This is a genomic window from Granulicatella seriolae, from assembly GCF_024543085.1.
GTDB lineage: Bacteria > Bacillota > Bacilli > Lactobacillales > Aerococcaceae > Granulicatella > Granulicatella seriolae.
Window position 1 is genome coordinate 66,938 of the sequence record NZ_JANHNZ010000009.1, and the last position, 17,580, is coordinate 84,517.

Below are 17,580 nucleotides of genomic sequence, written 5' to 3' on the forward strand. Positions count from 1 at the left end.
ACGGATAGATTTCTGGGGAACTATTTTATTTGGTTACCATTTGGACTTTTTGCCCAGCCCCTTCTAGAATTCAGTAACAATAAAAATAACCCTTTGTAAAATCGATTATATACGACTCCCCAAAGGATTATCTGTCTTATTTCGTATTTAAGTAGTTTTTATATCCTTTTTTCTAAAACAACACTAACTACTCGTTCATTTTCTTTTTCAACTCCACTATCTAAAAAGCCACATTTCGATCAAAAGGCTTTGCTTTGAGGATTGCCTTTCATATAACCTAGTCTGACGAAAGAAAAACCTTGTGCTTGAAATTCTTTTAAACAAGTTTTGATAATCATACTTCCAATATTTTTTCCAGAGTATTCATTTCCAACCATAAAAAATCCAATATACATTGTGTCTTTGTTGGGGAATTCTGCTATTAAATCTATTACAGCAATCAGATTTTCTTCTTCAAAAAATCCAATATAGTACTTATCTTTGTATTCTTTGGTGGGCGGTAATGCTTTCATATCATTAAGCACTCCCTGTAAAGAAGGGTTAGGAGGGCAATACTCAAAGTATAGAGGGTTACCTTTTTGAAGATTGTATACTAGTTCGAAATCCTCTTGTGTTAGTTTTTTAACGATATATTTTTCTGATAACTTGCTTATGTCTAGCATAAAACTCCTTAGCATTTTTCCATTCTCAGGTCGCTTCTTTGAAAGGTTTAATCCATTTTATAATTCCCATTTTGATTTGGTGGAACTTCCTCTTCTTCTAATTCCTTAAGCGTTTTCCCTTCATTGGTCTTCCAATCTGTTCTTCCGTTTGTATGCATTCCTATAACAAATGATGCAGCATAAGAAGGGCTATTAAACAAGTAATTCTTTGTCAGTATTCCATCAACAATTTCTTGATTTAGCCTACATTTTTCTCGTAACTCTTTTAAAGATTTAGGAATAGCTTTAGAATCTACTTCTTCAATCATACTACCTTTTAAAACAACAAACCCTTCACTCGTACGCTTACAACGAGCCGCTATGATTTTATTTGACTTCTTACTCTTTCTGGTTAAATAGAATATCGTTTCTTCAGTTTCTTCCTGCTTTATCTCAATTTCGTTTTTAATTAACGGAACAAATACCTTGTACCCCAAAACACCTAATACCATCTTTGAATACTCAATGAAATCTTCCAACTCGGATTCTTTTTCTTCAGTGACATTTCCCGGATTCGGGTCATTTCCATTTCTTACTTTAAATCTATCAGTATCTTTCGCAAGATTCGTAAATCTATTTTCAAGATAGCTTATTTCTGTTGGTCCAAATGAATTATTCTGAGTGGTTAGCATGATGGCATCACTAAAATAGTTATCATCCTTCAAATGTTCAGCTACCCTAAATAGAACACCTTCACCATTTTTACGAATACCTGCCTGACCGATATAAACCTCATCTTCATCGTTACTATTCTTATCGAATAAGAAGTAAACGCCACTCTGTTTTAGATCTTGTCTATCCTTGCATTTATCTAAATAGGATCTTGGAACCTTATAGGCTAAACCAGTCCAATTAGCAAGCGTGCACTTAATCCTTCCCGTGACATCTCCGTCCATTAAAAATAAATTGAAATTTTTACTATTCTTCATTTAACAACCTCACTTACATTTCGTTAAGTCTAGTATACACAGTAAAAATACATATATAAATAAAATTTGACAATTAATTATTTCACTCAAACACCTCATCCGGCTGCTGTCCATCATGGGCTTTCCATTTGCAATCGGTAAGGCTCATTTCTGAAAAGACAGCTTCAAAGGAGGAAGCTTCTGGTGAACAAGCGTAGATGCCAAAGCGAACTCTTCCTTTTCCTGCATGGAGGTGACAAATTCTCATCTGTTTAAAATGCACGCCGTCGATGGAATTTTCAATGCAAAAATCACTTTCTCGTCGACTCAGGCGGTAGTAGCTAGACTTGATGGTCGCTGGTATTGTCTGAGTAGCCCAATCTGAATAGCCATGATTGGTCACTACACTGCCCAAGTGTTGGTAGTCTTCATTTTCATACTCAATTGACCCTTTTAGCCAATTCTCTGAATCCTGATAGACCACAATGCCGCACTGATCGAAGCGAGTATGGCTACTTGAAAAGTCTGTTTTGACAGTAAATGAAAAATATTGTTCATCTGTCTCTGTAACAAACATGGGGGCATTGTCATTGATAAAATGATAATACGTCTTCTGCCAGAGATCCGTGTGAGGCTGGGTGGTTATTCTGACAGTGCTATCAGAGATTTGATAAGTTTTCGGTTCATGTATCCAATCAAAATTCATTAAGTTCATCTATTTCTTCCTTTCATCTTTCCATTAGTTTCTAGATTTCATGCAAATAAATCTCCATATCAATCTTAACCCAGCGTCCTTGAAGTTCTTTTGACGTAACTTTGCCATAGAGGAGTTTTCCGGCATCCATTAGCCTTGCAAAGATGATATTATCCTTTTGCGGAACAAAACCAATCTTAACATGGTTTTTATTGCGAACTTCAATAGCGTTATTATCGTGTGCATTATCGGCATCACGGAAAAAGTCCAGCCGGTCACCAATAGTAATAAATGGTTCCAACTCTTCAATTCCTTCGACGTGTGAGGTTCCAGCTACATAGGTATCAAAAAGAAGAATATCACGTTGAAATGGTTTCAGGTCAGCTAGTTCTTTGCTTTTTTTATACTTGTGAGTGATAAGACTACCAGTGTCCACTTTACTTAGTTCGTTCATACTATCTCCTATCCTATCCATTTTCTTAAGGCTTGTAAGCAATCATCTATCTTGTGGTTAGTCATCTTTATCCAGCCTAGCTTAACCCAAATTCGTTGACAATCTGGGCTTATGACTCTGAAAGAAAGGCCTCTATTCTTGGGCATGAATTGAATCTCGTATTCATCTTGAGCAGAAACTATCCCACTAAGTGCTAGGTACCAATGTGAATCATGGCTTGTGAGGAATAAGGTTTCACCCACCATACTTTTTTCAAAAGAAAAGTCCATATCCTTATGATTCACTCCAAATTGCAAATCATACCATTCATAAACCTCTAAAGTTTTCGTAGAGATAGCCAAATCAAAGATTGTCTTGGTGGAAAGTACATCTCCACTTGTAGTCATATAGTTCGGAATCATCTCATCCACTCTTACCTGAAAGGAATGGCTAGTTCTAGAACTTTGCTGATAAAGATGCAGCGAAACGAATGGAGTATCTACAAAGAAGCTCCTATCAGAAATAAAATATTCGGCTTGTTCTAGCCAATGGTCGGAGTACATTTTTTCCAAAATATAAACATACATCTCTTCTGCCGACATGGACATGGGTAAGTTTTCTTCTGCTATGGGCTTATCTGTTGGCGGGCTTTGGTAATAGGTTAGCTTGCAAAATTCCTCACCAAGATGATTGCTGGTTGCTAAGAGACCAATAACTGTTAGAGTTCGGTCATACCTATGGAAGCTCTCTTCATAGTCGTCATCATACCAAGCCACTAACTTGTCATTTTCACGTAGTTTTTGTGTGATTTCAGAGATAGTATGATATGGCCGTTTCATATTGCTTAATTCCTTCCTTGTAGTAATCAAGCTCTTGCTCAAGTTCTTCACGATGAACCATCCTAGTCTCTTCGTCTTTCATAAATTCTTTGAAAAGATAAGGAAAGTCTCTTTTTATATTGGCAATCTGATTTTGAATTTTCTTTACAATGGCTTCAAGACGCTTTTTCTCGTCCATCAGAGAATCTTTAATAGGTAACGTTTCAGTCGTTGGGCTACTCACGGTTTCAGCAATCATTTCTAGAACCTCCGTCATTCCTTTTTCATAAGCCTCGACTGCTTTAAAAAAGAGCTGCTCCTGTGCTTCAGAAATATTGGGGTTGAGGTCAGGATGAAGCTGTTTGACAATCTGACGATAGAGTTGTTTATGTTTCTGACTTTCTTCCTCTGATAACACGCCCATCTCAGAACGTTCCAGCGCTTCATTCATCTTACGGAACATCTCATCAAGTTTCTCTTGGTAATCTAAAAACTCTTGGTCTAATTGTTCTTCAATAGTAACTAGGTCAGGGGCTAGTTTATGATTTCTAGCTGCAATTAGGAGTTCCAATTTGCGTCGGAGACGTAACCACTCCATTTCCACTTGATAGATTTGTAATTCCAAGGAACCGAATGCTAGAAAATAAGCCGCCTCTATATTTTTACAATGGATATGAAGCAGCTCATCATGTTCCAGAATAGCCATGGAAATCTCAATACGAAGTTCTTCAATTTCTTTTTCAAGGTTGTTTTTGGAGGTGAAGCGAATGATATCCGTCATGATTTAAGACCTTTCCTTTTTTATTCATCCCATTCATATGCTTCCTTTATAAACCTTACAGAGTCTTTAAAATAAACATTAGAAAGTTTCAAATCGAAGTCTCTATAATCCCACGGCACTTTTTCACCAGAATAGGAGTCCCCAATTTTTGGAAAAGTACCATCCCTATCTGTCTTCTCTATCATTTCAGCAAGTATATGAGGAAATAGGTCTTCAATAATCCCTTGACCTTGTCCATCAGTCATATATGGGTAATGTGACCCTGTGCTTGGTTTCATTTTACTGATGGATAGTAGTTCAATATCGAATTCCCAGCCTGCACTATAGTCATATTTCATCATCAATTTATCCCCAACTGTCAGCTTCAAAGTGGAAAGTTTTGTCGTACTTGGGTCAATTGGCAGATTCAGGCCAAGCTCAGATTCAGGGAAAATAAGCTCATAACGTTGGTTTCTAAACTCTATATAAAACAAATGACCCGCATCGGTTCTAAATGCTGCTAGGATTGCATATCCCAGTTTTGCAACACTAGATACTGACGTGATTTCTATATCCCTCCATATTTTATCTTCTAACCCACGGAGCTTGATCTTAAACTTATAAACATCTGCCCTTATTCTTCCTCCTAATCATAATCTTCACTCGATAGCGTACAAATGAATTAGTTGTTCTTTCGTTGTCCTATTATCTTGTTACCCTTTAAGTATTACCATTATTATACCATCTCCATATAAAAAAGACCGCACTAGATTAGTCACGGTCTTTTGGTTGTTGCTATTCTCATTAAATCAGTCTCTCTTTAACCAATTTCTTCACGTGTCACTCTATTTTTAATCCTTTATATTTCTACTTACACCTAGATTATTCATAGTTTTTAAAATTGCATACAAAAAGATTAGAAAGTTAGACAAACAATTTATCCTTGACTCAACTAAATAAAAACCTAGCATTTCCGTAATTAGAAATGCCAGGTTTTCAATAATGTTTTAAAACGAACGGTTTTCTACCCAATTAATTGTTAGATAGCGTTCGGCAAAAAGCCATTTTCCATCTTGTTTGATATATTTGTCATCATAACGGATAGAGGCCACCATATTGTTTTGCTTCCCATTTTCATCAAAGCTGATATGATGAGCCATACAGTAGGCTACACCTGTCGCTTCTGTTTCTGCCAATGTTGTGATTTTAGTCTGTCCATTAAAGTGTGTTTTTGTATGATAGGTCGTTAGACTCTCAAAAAGTGGAAGCAAGTTTTCTTTACCAACGATTGTCTGTTTAGCTTCTGGATTGTCTAAATAATCCACCGTATAGACTATATCTTCCGTAAATAAATCTGCCTGTTTCTGAACTTCACACGAATCTGCATAAAAGGCATAGTTATCTACTAATTCACGAATTTCACGGCGATCGGTTGTTTCAACCATAAAATTTGCTACATTTTGTTCTGTCATATTGCATTCCACTTTCTATTCCTTATTTTATATAAATCAGCTTAAAATCCTGCTGACATCCCGCCATCGACCACAAAGTCACCACCTGTAATGTAACGAGCTTGGTCACTAATTAGGTAATAAACCATGTTTGCAATATCCATTGGATCTGCAAATTCTTTAAGCGGTACTTTATTGAGTTGAGCCTGCATGACTTCAGGTTGTAAACGAGTAATCTCTTCTACCATAGGAGTTTTAGTAGAACCTGGATAGACCGTATTAACACGGATTGGATGCTCTTTAGTTGCACCATAAAGGGCTGAATGTTTCGTCAACATCCGAACAGCACCTTTTGAAGCGCTGTAAGCTACCGCAACTGGTTCTGCATAAAGACCTGCCATTGAGGAAATATTAACAATAGCTCCACCATGGACCATATGTTTCATAGCTTGTTGGCTTCCAAGAAAAGTCCCCTTAACATTGACATCAAACACCAAGTCCCAATCATCCAATGCCTCATGTTCTACATCATCAGATCCACCTGTAATCCCTGCACTATTAACAAGACCATCAACTCGACCAAATTCTGCGATGACATCGTCGAATAACTGCTCCCAGTTTTCTTTTGAGGAAACATTCAAACGTTTAAAATGAGCGCGAGTTCCTAGCTTTTTTACGGCTCCTTGACCTGCCTCTTCATTAAAATCAGCAATAATAACTTGGCTCCCTGCCTCAACTATTTTTTGAGCAACAGCAAAACCAATACCTTGTGCACTGCCTGTAACAATGATAATTTGATTTTCAGACATAGTACACTCCTCCTTTTCTGATATAATGATAGTCAAGAATACAACTACTGTACAGAAACAAAATAGTCATTTTGTTTCAAATGATACAAAACTAATAAACTATTTCATGGAGATGCTATGGAAACTAAAAAAATGATATTAGAAAGCTTTTACCGTTTACTATCTCAAAAATCCTTTGAAGATATCCGTGTAGAGTCAATTTTACAAGATAGTGGTGTTTCTCGCTCAACCTTTTATCGTCACTTTCAAGATAAATATGACCTCATGAATAGTTACTATCAAAACTTTTTTGACTCCCTACAATACGATAGTCAAAAAGATAGCTGGACCGACTTGATCCAGCTGACACTCACTTTTTTATCTCAACACGCTGACTACTTCCAACAGGCATTTAAGACGAAAGGACAGAACACCTTCTCGGAATTTTTATACCATTATTGCTATGACTTCACTAGTCGGATTTATCTTCAAAAAATAAATAAGACTCAACTAACACCACTAGAAAAAGACCTAATCACTTCAATTTGTGCAGGGAATATCCGAGTTGTTATCAATTGGTTTGAGCGCAACTTACAAGAGACACCTGAGGAATTAACCCAACATTTACTTCTCAGTTTTCCAGAGGCTCTAAACATTATCCTAGATAGTTAAGCTGTGAACCACAGCCCTTAGATTGCATACGATTATCCATCGCAAGATAACCAACAATACTTGTTCTTTCAAAACACTTAATGTACAGCATACCAAGCAAGACCTTAGTACCATATATCGTTAAAAAATCTACTGACTTCTTCCATGCCCGCATTAACAATAACTAAAATGGTATTCACTCCTCTTCGGAAAAGACTACAAGATACAACTATCTCATAAGCTTTGTATGAGTTGGGCGAAAAGCGAACAGATTTGAATAAACTTGTCATGTCATCACTCTACTTTTTCATAAATCAGATACAGAGCCCCTGTTGGTAATAACTCATTTTTGGTCACTTTGTATTGCGGTAATGGCTGGGTACTTTGATTGGCTTGAAATAATGACACACTATCTGACTGGCTCTCCACCAATGGTGCCTGTATGAGACTAATCGTATCTATCAATCCCTCTTGCATAAAACTACCATTAATGATACCTCCGCCTACTAATAAAAACTCTGTAATACCAAACAGTTGGTGTAACTTATCTAAAGCAAGTTTCATTGAAAGAGGGTTTTTTTGTCCTGCAAAAACATAAGATACTCCTATACTTTGTAAATATAAAAGATAAGCATCACTCACCGACTCACTTAGGATAGTAACAATATGATCTCCCTTTAATTCGGGATACTCGTCACCAATGCGACTCTTGCTCCAAGACAATTTCCCATCTGGATCTAATGCAATAGCTACCTTATCACCATTTTGATAGTCACCCATATAATCATTACGATTAACTGTTTTCCCAATGAAATCAGACAAATCTAAGTCAACTTTTGGGATAATCTCGTCAAACGAGACGCGTCCAGCAATCCAATTTTTCATCTTACTATTTAGTTTATGAAAAATGGTATTCCAATCTGTATCAAACGGTGCAAATCTTGAATCAAGTAAATATTCACCTGTCACTTTTCCGTCAATACTTGTCGCCATATGGCAATAAACACTATATTCTGTCATTCCTTTTTCTCCCCTTTCCTTCAAAAATCATTTAAAACTACACTTAGCTACTATTTGTTTAACACCTGACTGTAGTAACAAATTACTATGGAATAAAAACAATCTTACCTTTTGCCTGATAATGCGTAGCTGCTACATTTTCTCGGTTTAATTGTAACTTGCGGGCAATAGGTACTTGAAGTTCTCCATTTACTACTAAATCAGCTAAATGTTCTAGTTGCTCTGGATTATTTTGAGCTGTAATAAACTCAGCACTTATCCCTTTGCTGTTAGCTTTTTCTAACAGTTCTTCAGTAAGAACTTCAGCAACAGAAATCAAACGCCCACCATTCTTGACTACCTCTATACTATTAGCCAGAGTTGCTCCTCCTACCGTATCAATGACGACATCGACTTGTGATACAAGATGACGGAAATCTTGTGTCTTGTAATCAATCACAGAACTAGCTCCTAGATTTTGTACTTAGCCAGGTCACTTGTTCCTGCCGTAGCAATGACAGTTGCTCCTGTATATTTCGCCAGCTGAACAGCCATATTACCAACCCCACCGGCACCCCCATGAATCAATACAACCTCACCTGTTTGTAAACCTGCGTGATCAAACAATGCTTGATAGGCTGTCGTTCCAATCAAAGCCAATGCTGCAGCTTGTGGATAATCTAAATTCTTTGGTTTTTTGGCTAAATACTTCTTATTCACAATCACATGGTGCGCATAACTACCAAATTTTTGTGCATGTAGCCGTCCAAAAACACTATCCCCAACAGCCCATTCAGCACTGTCAGCTCCAACTTCTATAATCTCACCAGCAAAATCCCAGCCCAAAACAATCGGACAATCCATTGGGTAAAAATCTAACATCGCGCCTGTACGTACCCATTTATCAGCCGGGTTAAACGATGTTGCTTTTACTTTGATTAATACTTCATCTTCCTGAACGTTTGGTAAGTCTATCACGTCATCCTTAAAATTCTCTGGTCCTCCATAGTTAGATAATATCACTGCTTGTGTTCTCATGATATATCGCCTCCATTATTTGATAAGTCAATTTTAGCACTTTTTTGTTTTACTGTCTGAATTGAACTAATAAGATGCGACAAAGTTTATCAATCCCTTTGTTATGAAGCTAGTTAACAGTGACCTTATGGGTTGTTTTCTGCTTCTCTTTGCTTGACAGTGCAAAAAAGAGTGAATCACTTTCACTCTTTTCAAGCATTGTTTGAATACTGTTCGGATTGGGTGTGCCACCTGGATATTAATTACAAGAACTTCTCTGGATAAATTTTCTACAAGTATAGAAGTCAAAAAATTTCTATATGGTGCATCATTTCATGTACTTACGTAAATACTCCGATTTACTACATTTATTAGTTAAACATTTCAGCCTTATTTAGGTCAATCACCTCATCTACATAAACCAAATTACTTGGTCGATGTGTAATCATAATCGTCACTTTATTGCTAAGTAGAGTAGTTATTTCTTTCAAAATAAGATTCTCTGTACCTTCGTCCAAAGCTGATGTTGCTTCATCTAAGATAATAATCGTCGCATCAGTAAAAAACATTCTCGCAAATGCAATTCTCTGTTTTTCTCCACCTGAAACAGTTGCATTATTTATTTTCGTATCTAGCCCATATGGCAGCTCTTCGTAAAATTTTAATAACTGGGATCGTTTCAATGCATCTATAACAGATTCATCACTCACTTGCTTGTCAAAAATAATATTTTCTCTTAATGTTCCTGGAAAAATTGGACTCTCTTGCGATAGATAAAAGACTTGATTGTAAAAATCATTTAGTTTAATAGTTGAAAAATCTACTCCATCCAAATAAATCTTTCCCATAGATGGTTTTAATAAGCCGAGTATTGTTTTTACTAGTGTTGATTTACCTGAACCACTTGTTCCTACAAGACCATAAATTGTATCCGACTCAAAAGAGTAGTTAAAATCAGATAAAATAACTTTATTTCCAACATCTAGGCTAAGTTCAGAGAGTGTTACATTTGAAATTCTATTAACTTTTTTTCCTAATTCTAACTGAGGGTCATCAGCCATATCAAAAAATTCCTTCAATCGTTTAAATGAAATTAAGTCTAAATTATATTGGACAAAAATGACATTAAAAATTGCTATTGGATTATAAATACGGTCTACATATATAAGAAGAGCAACTAAGCTTCCTAAGCTAACATTTATATAACCCAAGAAAAAGAATCCTACTGTGACAACTTTTATAATGGCAACTAAAAGTGCAAAAACTGCAAAAAATAGTTCATGAATCATCGTCATGCGCGTCAAGCCCGATGTTGTCGTATCGGACATTTGCTCATAATCGGCTATTTCTCGTTGATATAGTTTATTTATTCTAAAAGTAACCATCTCAGTTATGCCACGGATAAGTGTATGATTCATCCTCTCTTCTGAGATCAATGAGCTTTCTTTTAGAGATTGCAACACGTTCAATAAAAACTTCGTAAGGAAAAAGACAATTACATATCCAATAGCAATAGGTATAAGTAATTTACTATCTATCAGAGCAATAAAAAATAAAGTAAATATAGTTTCTGGTAAAAGCTCTCTGATAAGTCTAGCATAAAAATTTAAATAAACATTTCTTCCTGCAGAAGCACCCACTTCTATTTTTTGTAATAGTTTCCCTGAATTAAGTTGGGTATAATTTATATAAGAAATTCTACTGATTTTTTCTAGAGAACATTGTTTTAGAAAAAAATAAATCCCATAATAAAGTCTTGTTCTTGGATTCTGCTCTAAATAAGAAAGAATTGGGATCAAAATAAGCGTTATACCGTACAAACATATGATTAGTGGATCAAACGTCAAATTATATGAATCTAATAATTTTTGAAAATAAAATGTATTAATTGATTTTAATAATGCAACAACTATCCCAATCAAGGAATAAAACATTAAATTTTTCTTGAATTTCTTCCATATCTCATTTTTCATATAATTATTTTTCTCCTTGTATTCTGACAATACACACTTCTTGTCTAAAACTATTTATATTTTCACAATGCTTATAAAAAATATCTTATCCTAAATAGAGTTATAAAAAAGTCCTCATATGAGTAATATAACAACTATCGTTTTCTCCATCTTCAGTCACTTTATTTAAAGGCTTTTTAGCAACACCTTGTCACCTATATTTCTCATCAATCCATCAGGTATCGATATATAAAATTCCCCAAATTACAGAGTATGCTGCTATGACTAAATCTTCTTCCTTAACCGCATAACTGTACTATATATAATTTTCTTTTTGTAAATCTTCTACGCATTCTTTATTATATTTCATCAATTTATCTTCAAAATAAGAAATTTCCTCATCTGAACTCATAGCTAATTTCATATAGTTATTTACACAATCATGACTTATATTGTGCCTTTTCTTCTTAGGTTAATAGGAAATCACCACTTTATTTGGCTTTTTCTAAGTAATATAATCCTTGTTATATACTAAGTATATCAATTTCACTTACCAAATGTGTAAACGAATCTAATACTTCATCAAAGCTCAACTCTTTAGCATATACATATTGACTTTGATACTTCGCCCATAATTGTTGTTGAAATGTTGAATTCCTAATTGCTCCTAAAATATCATTTGACTCTGAAAATTTAAAAATAGATTGACGTTTACCTTTAGTGTTAAATAGAGCATCTTTTAAAACTCCATAATGAATCACATCCAATTTCAACTTATAGAGAATGTATACATCGTAATAATCACGCGGTCGTGTTGTCCCAACACCCCTAGAAAGAATAGTTTCAATTTTTTCAGCAAGAATCGTCTCAATTGGATATGATAATAACTCTATTTTTTCATCACTAAAAATCATTCTAAAATTAAAATCAATTTCTTTTGGAGTAATTGCATCACCACTCGTAACATCAACAGTAACAACTTCTCTTATCTTTTCAAAACTAGCAATCATTTTTATTCTATATCCAGGGTAGGTATCTATTTTCCTAATCTCCTCAACACCTTCAAATTCAAACTCAAAAGACTCTTCAGTCGGAACTTTGACAATGAGTCTTGCAATTTTTGATAGGTTATTTATGGTTAAATCAAACCCCTTAACTGTTGTATCCAAGTCCATAGTTGCCCTATTATCCAGTCCAACTATTCCACCAATTAAATAACCCCCTTTAATAATGAAGTTATTTCGATAACTAGATTTAGAAAGTTTGATTAAAAAGGCTTCAATCAAATAATTTTGCTGCACCTGTTGTGTCGAAATGCCCTTTTCAATAGCAATTTCTTTAATTTTGGACTTAAAACTCATGGCATTTTTAAATATCACAGCAATACCTCCATATAATTATGTACTTTATCTTCAACTCCAAAAATAGTTGCATATCGATACAATTTATTAATATCTTTATCATTTCTTAAGGCATATTTTTTAAATGCTGGTATCAGTTGTTCCTTGTCTGCATCATATCTAGACTTTAACAAATCAACAAGCGTTCTTTCAACATCATAAACCTGAATGGTATTAGATGGTGAACGTTGTAAGTCCATCACACCTAACTCAAATTCAATAGATGAAACGACTGGTCTAACATTATCCTCTTTCATTCTCGAAGTGGAAGTTCCTCTGAGAAAAGTCATCACAAATTGGATAGGAGCTCTATCAGATAAGCCGTGTAAGAAAAGTGCAGTTTCATGAGAAAAAATACCTTTTTTATACTTTTGCTGAAGCAAAAAGAAATCATCTAGATATCCATCTTCAGTTACATAAATTCCACGTTGAACCAATTGTAATTTTCCATCTTTTTCTAACTCACTTAGAGTCCAGCGACCAATATTAGCTTTTTTTAATTGACTAGCAAGGACTATTCCATCGTTTTGTTTTGCAATCTCTAGAACACGCTCTTTTTGATTCACAATTATCACCTACTTTCATGCTAACTTATATAGTGTATTATAGTATAAAAGTAGGTTAGTTGGAAGTTTATCTATTTGTTTGAGTTTTCTTAACTGTGTCACTAGTATTTCGTTAAAACATCTATCGATTCTATTACACAAAAATCCTTTATATTAGTACTCGGATAGCTTATCCAAGACCAATATAAAGGATTCAAATATGAAGAAAGATAAAATAATATTTCCAATTTAGTTAATGGTTTTCTACGTTATGTTTTAGAGTTTATTTTTTCCCTGTTTAGCTATAACAAATACAATGCCCACAACCGTACTAGCAACCCCCATAGCTGCTTGTATTCCTTTTTTTATATCTTGAGCTTTAGCATTTCTACAAGACTCACATTTTTTATGCTTATATCCTTCTGGAAGTGGTTTCTGGCACTTCTTACATACATTATTTTTCATCTTTTTCTACTCCTCCCAATAGTAACATTTCCTCAAAGCAAGGAAGTGCATTAATCCTTTTCTTTAACTCCGGCAATGTCTTTGACCAATAATTCTCAGGTGATGGGTCAATTAAATCTAACCTTTGAACCAACCCTTCATCCTCCAAGTACGCCTTTTGTAAGTATACTGCATAATACTGCAGACTTTGCCTTGCTGAGGCTGTTTCGCCCATTTCTTGATAAGCCATAGCTTGTGCCAATGATACCAGATTAACAGCAGATAAGCTTTCTCTTATTTCACGTATACGATGTTCAATTTTTTCAGGTGTTGCACCTGAAATCAACTTACCCCAGAATGACTCAGGTTGCTCCTTTATAAAAGCTAAATTTGCATTCTGACTCTGCATCAATAGATTTCTGCTATCTTCTGCATCAAAGGCAATTTTCAATAATGCATCTTCTTTTAAATGCGGATTTTTTATTTGTGCTGCCTGTAATAATTTCTGCTGACAACTATAGGCAGTAGCAAGTCTATCGTATTCCTGACCTTGCCTTACCTCTTCTATGCAAAGCTGTACCTCTTGAATTTGCTCTGCTATTTGAGCTATTTGCATTTGAGTTGTATAATCTGTCATTGCTTGTGTTATCTCCGGAGATAACTTGACACCTTCTAATGAAATCGTAGAGACAATCTTATTTGTTTCCGGATTTACAAGATTTGCCATCAAGGTACCGTCCTTTTTAGTCATCAACTTTAGTGCACCACTAGCAAGTTTTCCCTTCTGCTCATCTGTTAAAATTGCCTGAAATTCCTGCTTTGGTACGATAGCTTTGAACACATCAATTAATGCCGGTGCAGAATATAGCATCTTCTCGATTTTGCTGAAAACTTCCTTAGTGCCTCTAATAAAAGGTTTCGCTACTTCAGGTAGGTTAGTAAAATGTTCAAGAATATCATAATTGTATTCATCTGCATTAATAATCTCTATATCTTCTGGATCAATATAAATTATATCTTCCATATTCAATGTTCCTTCCACAAATTTTATATTATTATTGTAAATTTAGTCGATTTTTCTATGATGACAAATTCACGCCTATAGTTCAATAACTGAAATACCTACAAAATAAAATATTTCACAAACTTTCAATATTAAAACAACCGTTTCCATATGGATTGAGATAAGAATTAAGCAGTCAAAGAAATAATTTGATAAAATCTATTTTATCAAATGGGCATACTATGCGAAGATATTCGTAATCCAAAATCCTCATAAATCATCTGCTAGTCCTTAAATTTCCAACAGTACCCTCCAGCATGTTTCTGAACTCCATTAGCCGCATCCCTGATACTTTTGGAGTTAACACCAACTTCTCTTACAGCAGATGCAATTGTTTCAAATTCTTTTATTATTGTTCCATCATCAGTCATTTGGAGAATCTGTCGTCCACGCTTTTTGCCAAATACAATAGTATCACTCTCTTTTTTATTTGGCATTCGCAAATCAGCTTTCTCCTTAGCCATTTTGTTAGCCTCTTGTTTGGCAAATAATAACTTTATTGCCTTATTCCTACGTGCTTCTAAAGTACCAATATCATGATTCGTTTTACGTAGTATTCCTTCTTCAAGGATAAGAATTTCATTATCATAATCCTTATTTTTACGATAAGCTTTAGCATAAGAATCATATAGTACTGGAGCATCATATCCGTTATATCTAGCTTTATCAAAAAGAAAAATAGCTTCATCTATTTTACCACTTTTTCTTGCCGCTTCTCCACGTTCCCAATATGGATAACCTAAATCAAATCCTTTCTCCCAATCTCCTATATTTCGTATCTTATTTAATGGAACTCGATTATGGTGTCCATCAATGACAACATCTTCTCTAGATATTACTTGTTCAATATTTAGAGATATCCCTGTATAATCATACTCCTTATTTTTTGCATCAAGTAATAAATCTTCCATATCTGAATTCGAAATCGCCTTCAAAATATTCATGCTTTGTTCTGCTTCATTCCTAAAATAATCACTCAAGCTTATATATTCTTTCATAGAATTGTAAGAATCAGAATAAGCAGCATAAATATAATTTGAAAGAGGCTCTAAATCAAATGGGCAAGTAAAATATATTCGTACGTTTGTTGTACCTCCCTCACTTACAGTGCAAGGTTCTACAGGCAAATTAATTTCATTTGCAGCTTCATTTCTAACAATGATGTAACTTCCTTTTTTTGCAAACTTAAATTTTAGAAATGTATATAGACAAGTTACATCAACATAGTTATTACTATTTTTTCTATATCTGATCCACCTAACTTCGCCTCCTTTTCTCATAATAATATTTTGAATAAAAGCACAAACTTCGAGTTCATGTTTATCGGGAACCATCTTTTCTATTTTCTTTTTTTGTTCTTGCCAAGACTCCTCCATAATATCTAAAACACTATTTAGAATCTTTCCACATATTTCTGCATCTGATTTAGCACTATGAGCAGCAGCATTTTTTAATCCGAAATATTTTTCTAGAGTTTCTTGTTTATAATTCACAATTCCTTTTATATATTTTCTTGAGAGACTAAGGGTATCAACATATTTTATCTTCGCATCATACCCTAGCCTCGAAAATGTATTATTCAAAAAGCTAAAATCAAAACTAGCATTGTGAGCACACATGATAGTCTCTCCATCTAGTGCATCCCCCAAAAATTTTACCAACTGTGAGTATACTTCCTGCTCATTTGGGGCCGACTTTATCATATCATTTGTTATATTGTTTATAGCTGAAGCTGAAGGTGAGATCCTAACTTTTGGATTAACACGAGTACTAAATGACTTTGTTTGAATACCTTCTTCAAATAGAACTGCACCCACTTCTATAATTCTATCTAAAGAAGGATTTAGGCCAGTTGTTTCCACATCAAAAGCAATATACTTTCTACGTATTCCATCTACATTTAATATGTCCACTTTAATTTTCTCTGAATAAGCTTTCCCAGCACGAAACGGACTAGAAGGCTGCATATAATCGACTTGTTTATTAATCTTTTTTTGTCTTTTCTTTAAGAAATCAAATAATCCCATCGGCTTTTATCTCCCAAATAATTTTTACATGTATTTTTATGACATTTTGATGTTATACCTATTAATACCACAAAAATAATTAATTTTTCTTTTAAAAGGATAATGTCTCCTATATTTCCAGTTTGTATTTCATTTCCGTTAGTTAAAATAAAAGCCTGTTCAAACTTAATACCCAAAACATCAGCTATTGTCTTTATTTCATCCAAGGTAGTAGTTTTACAGCTTAATTTCTTAGTAAAATTCTGTGACATCTAGTCAATACATCTGTCAAGTTCAGAACAAGGTTATATTCATATGTTTATACAACTGCTTAACCATATCATGTAAAACTTCTGTGTTTATACTAATAATATTATAAACTATTTGATTAATATATGTAATGTTTTTTATAATATTCTCCGCTAAAGTCGCATCAAACTATTCCCTCCACAACACAAAATTCCATTATCCTACTACTTGAATTAATTATCAAAGATCAATATATGATGAATCATCAATATCTTTGATTCAATAATGGCTTTTTTATAATTTAGAATTGAACCCGTTCCTTATAACTTCTTTCCTATTCTTTTCATACGCATAAAAAAAGACCGCTACTCGCAGTCTTTAATCTTAATTCTCATATTTAATCCGATAATAGTCTAAATTAGTTTTGAACTTGTTTTGAGCTGCTCTCATTGTTTCTAATAAATACCGGCAAGTGGTATTTACCACCTGCTCATTTTTATTACATTTCCATTATCTGCGAAGCAATAGCTTCATATTTATCAGCGGATAGCAAATGTTCTTCTACTTGAATAACATTATGGTTGCGTCAAGAATTATGTGTAAATGGAAAAAACCATTCTGTCGGTTAAGTTAAAACATTGATTCTAATGTATCTTGTATTTCTTTAAAACCTTTATGAATCCGACACAAAAATTTCTGAT

19 protein-coding genes and 1 pseudogene are annotated in these 17,580 nt (G+C 34.3%); 1 reads left to right on the forward strand and 19 read right to left on the reverse strand.

The genetic code is table 11. From position 1 onward, the window contains the following. Window positions 1–239 precede the first annotated feature (239 nt). The 9 genes from NPA36_RS08410 to NPA36_RS08450 all read right to left on the reverse strand — a co-directional run bounded on the left by NPA36_RS08410 (window position 240) and on the right by NPA36_RS08450 (window position 6,574). The gene (locus NPA36_RS08410; RefSeq protein ID WP_256945683.1) at window positions 240–662 is read right to left on the reverse strand and encodes a GNAT family N-acetyltransferase; all 423 of its coding nucleotides are present in this window, start codon (window positions 660–662) and stop codon (window positions 240–242) included. A 47-nt stretch (window positions 663–709) separates the two neighbouring features. Beyond that, a complete protein-coding gene (locus tag NPA36_RS08415) occupies window positions 710–1,630 on the reverse strand; it encodes a GIY-YIG nuclease family protein (RefSeq protein ID WP_256945684.1) in 921 nt (306 codons plus the stop codon). An 82-nt stretch (window positions 1,631–1,712) separates the two neighbouring features. After that, a complete protein-coding gene (locus tag NPA36_RS08420; protein WP_256945685.1) occupies window positions 1,713–2,324 on the reverse strand; it encodes a DUF1349 domain-containing protein in 612 nt (203 codons plus the stop codon). Between the two features lie 31 nt (window positions 2,325–2,355). After that, complete coding sequence (locus NPA36_RS08425) at window positions 2,356–2,757, reverse strand: HIRAN domain-containing protein (RefSeq protein ID WP_256945686.1); 402 nt, start codon at window positions 2,755–2,757, stop codon at window positions 2,356–2,358. Between the two features lie 8 nt (window positions 2,758–2,765). Then, entirely contained in the window at window positions 2,766–3,575 is an 810-nt protein-coding gene (locus tag NPA36_RS08430; RefSeq protein WP_256945687.1) for a hypothetical protein, read from the reverse strand. Continuing rightward, the gene (locus tag NPA36_RS08435) at window positions 3,547–4,335 is read right to left on the reverse strand and encodes a hypothetical protein (RefSeq protein ID WP_256945688.1); all 789 of its coding nucleotides are present in this window, start codon (window positions 4,333–4,335) and stop codon (window positions 3,547–3,549) included. Before NPA36_RS08435 ends, NPA36_RS08430 begins: the two co-directional genes overlap by 29 nt. A 20-nt stretch (window positions 4,336–4,355) precedes the next feature. Continuing rightward, complete coding sequence (locus NPA36_RS08440; protein WP_256945702.1) at window positions 4,356–4,952, reverse strand: plasmid pRiA4b ORF-3 family protein; 597 nt, start codon at window positions 4,950–4,952, stop codon at window positions 4,356–4,358. A gap of 369 nt (window positions 4,953–5,321) precedes the next feature. Continuing rightward, complete coding sequence (locus NPA36_RS08445; protein ID WP_256945689.1) at window positions 5,322–5,786, reverse strand: nuclear transport factor 2 family protein; 465 nt, start codon at window positions 5,784–5,786, stop codon at window positions 5,322–5,324. 41 nt (window positions 5,787–5,827) lie between these two features. After that, window positions 5,828–6,574 (reverse strand): SDR family NAD(P)-dependent oxidoreductase, encoded by a 747-nt coding sequence (locus tag NPA36_RS08450; RefSeq protein WP_256945690.1) that lies wholly within the window; start codon window positions 6,572–6,574, stop codon window positions 5,828–5,830. A gap of 117 nt (window positions 6,575–6,691) precedes the next feature. Between NPA36_RS08450 and NPA36_RS08455 the strand changes: the two genes are divergently transcribed. Further along, the gene (locus NPA36_RS08455; protein ID WP_256945691.1) at window positions 6,692–7,225 is read left to right on the forward strand and encodes a TetR/AcrR family transcriptional regulator C-terminal domain-containing protein; all 534 of its coding nucleotides are present in this window, start codon (window positions 6,692–6,694) and stop codon (window positions 7,223–7,225) included. A 273-nt stretch (window positions 7,226–7,498) separates the two neighbouring features. Here the strand turns inward: NPA36_RS08455 and NPA36_RS08460 are convergent, their stop codons facing one another. The 10 genes and pseudogenes from NPA36_RS08460 to NPA36_RS08505 form a co-directional block, all read right to left on the reverse strand. Continuing rightward, a complete protein-coding gene (locus tag NPA36_RS08460) occupies window positions 7,499–8,224 on the reverse strand; it encodes a dihydrofolate reductase family protein (RefSeq protein WP_256945692.1) in 726 nt (241 codons plus the stop codon). 85 nt (window positions 8,225–8,309) lie between these two features. Then, on the reverse strand, window positions 8,310–8,663 hold the full coding sequence (locus NPA36_RS08465) for a zinc-binding dehydrogenase (protein WP_256945693.1): 354 nt from the start codon (window positions 8,661–8,663) through the stop codon (window positions 8,310–8,312). Between the two features lie 11 nt (window positions 8,664–8,674). Continuing rightward, entirely contained in the window at window positions 8,675–9,241 is a 567-nt protein-coding gene (locus NPA36_RS08470; RefSeq protein WP_256945694.1) for an NADP-dependent oxidoreductase, read from the reverse strand. A gap of 350 nt (window positions 9,242–9,591) precedes the next feature. After that, entirely contained in the window at window positions 9,592–11,193 is a 1,602-nt protein-coding gene (locus NPA36_RS08475; protein WP_256945695.1) for an ATP-binding cassette domain-containing protein, read from the reverse strand. Window positions 11,194–11,696: 503 nt separating this feature from the next. Continuing rightward, window positions 11,697–12,551 carry a nucleotidyl transferase AbiEii/AbiGii toxin family protein gene (locus NPA36_RS08480; protein ID WP_256945696.1) on the reverse strand — a complete coding sequence of 285 codons (855 nt, stop codon included), beginning with the start codon at window positions 12,549–12,551 and terminating at the stop codon, window positions 11,697–11,699. Further along, a complete protein-coding gene (locus NPA36_RS08485; protein ID WP_256945697.1) occupies window positions 12,548–13,138 on the reverse strand; it encodes a type IV toxin-antitoxin system AbiEi family antitoxin domain-containing protein in 591 nt (196 codons plus the stop codon). The genes NPA36_RS08480 and NPA36_RS08485 overlap by 4 nt, the downstream gene beginning before the upstream one ends. 255 nt (window positions 13,139–13,393) lie before the next feature. Next, window positions 13,394–13,582 carry a hypothetical protein gene (locus NPA36_RS08490; protein ID WP_256945698.1) on the reverse strand — a complete coding sequence of 63 codons (189 nt, stop codon included), beginning with the start codon at window positions 13,580–13,582 and terminating at the stop codon, window positions 13,394–13,396. Then, window positions 13,572–14,585, reverse strand: a complete 1,014-nt coding sequence (locus tag NPA36_RS08495) for a hypothetical protein (protein WP_256945699.1) — start codon at window positions 14,583–14,585, stop codon at window positions 13,572–13,574. Before NPA36_RS08495 ends, NPA36_RS08490 begins: the two co-directional genes overlap by 11 nt. Window positions 14,586–14,848: 263 nt before the next feature. Continuing rightward, window positions 14,849–16,651, reverse strand: coding sequence for an exonuclease domain-containing protein (locus NPA36_RS08500; protein WP_256945700.1), 1,803 nt, complete (start codon window positions 16,649–16,651; stop codon window positions 14,849–14,851). A 113-nt stretch (window positions 16,652–16,764) separates the two neighbouring features. After that, window positions 16,765–16,969, reverse strand: a pseudogene (locus NPA36_RS08505) (helix-turn-helix domain-containing protein); the annotation flags it as partial. Window positions 16,970–17,580: the final 611 nt, after the last annotated feature.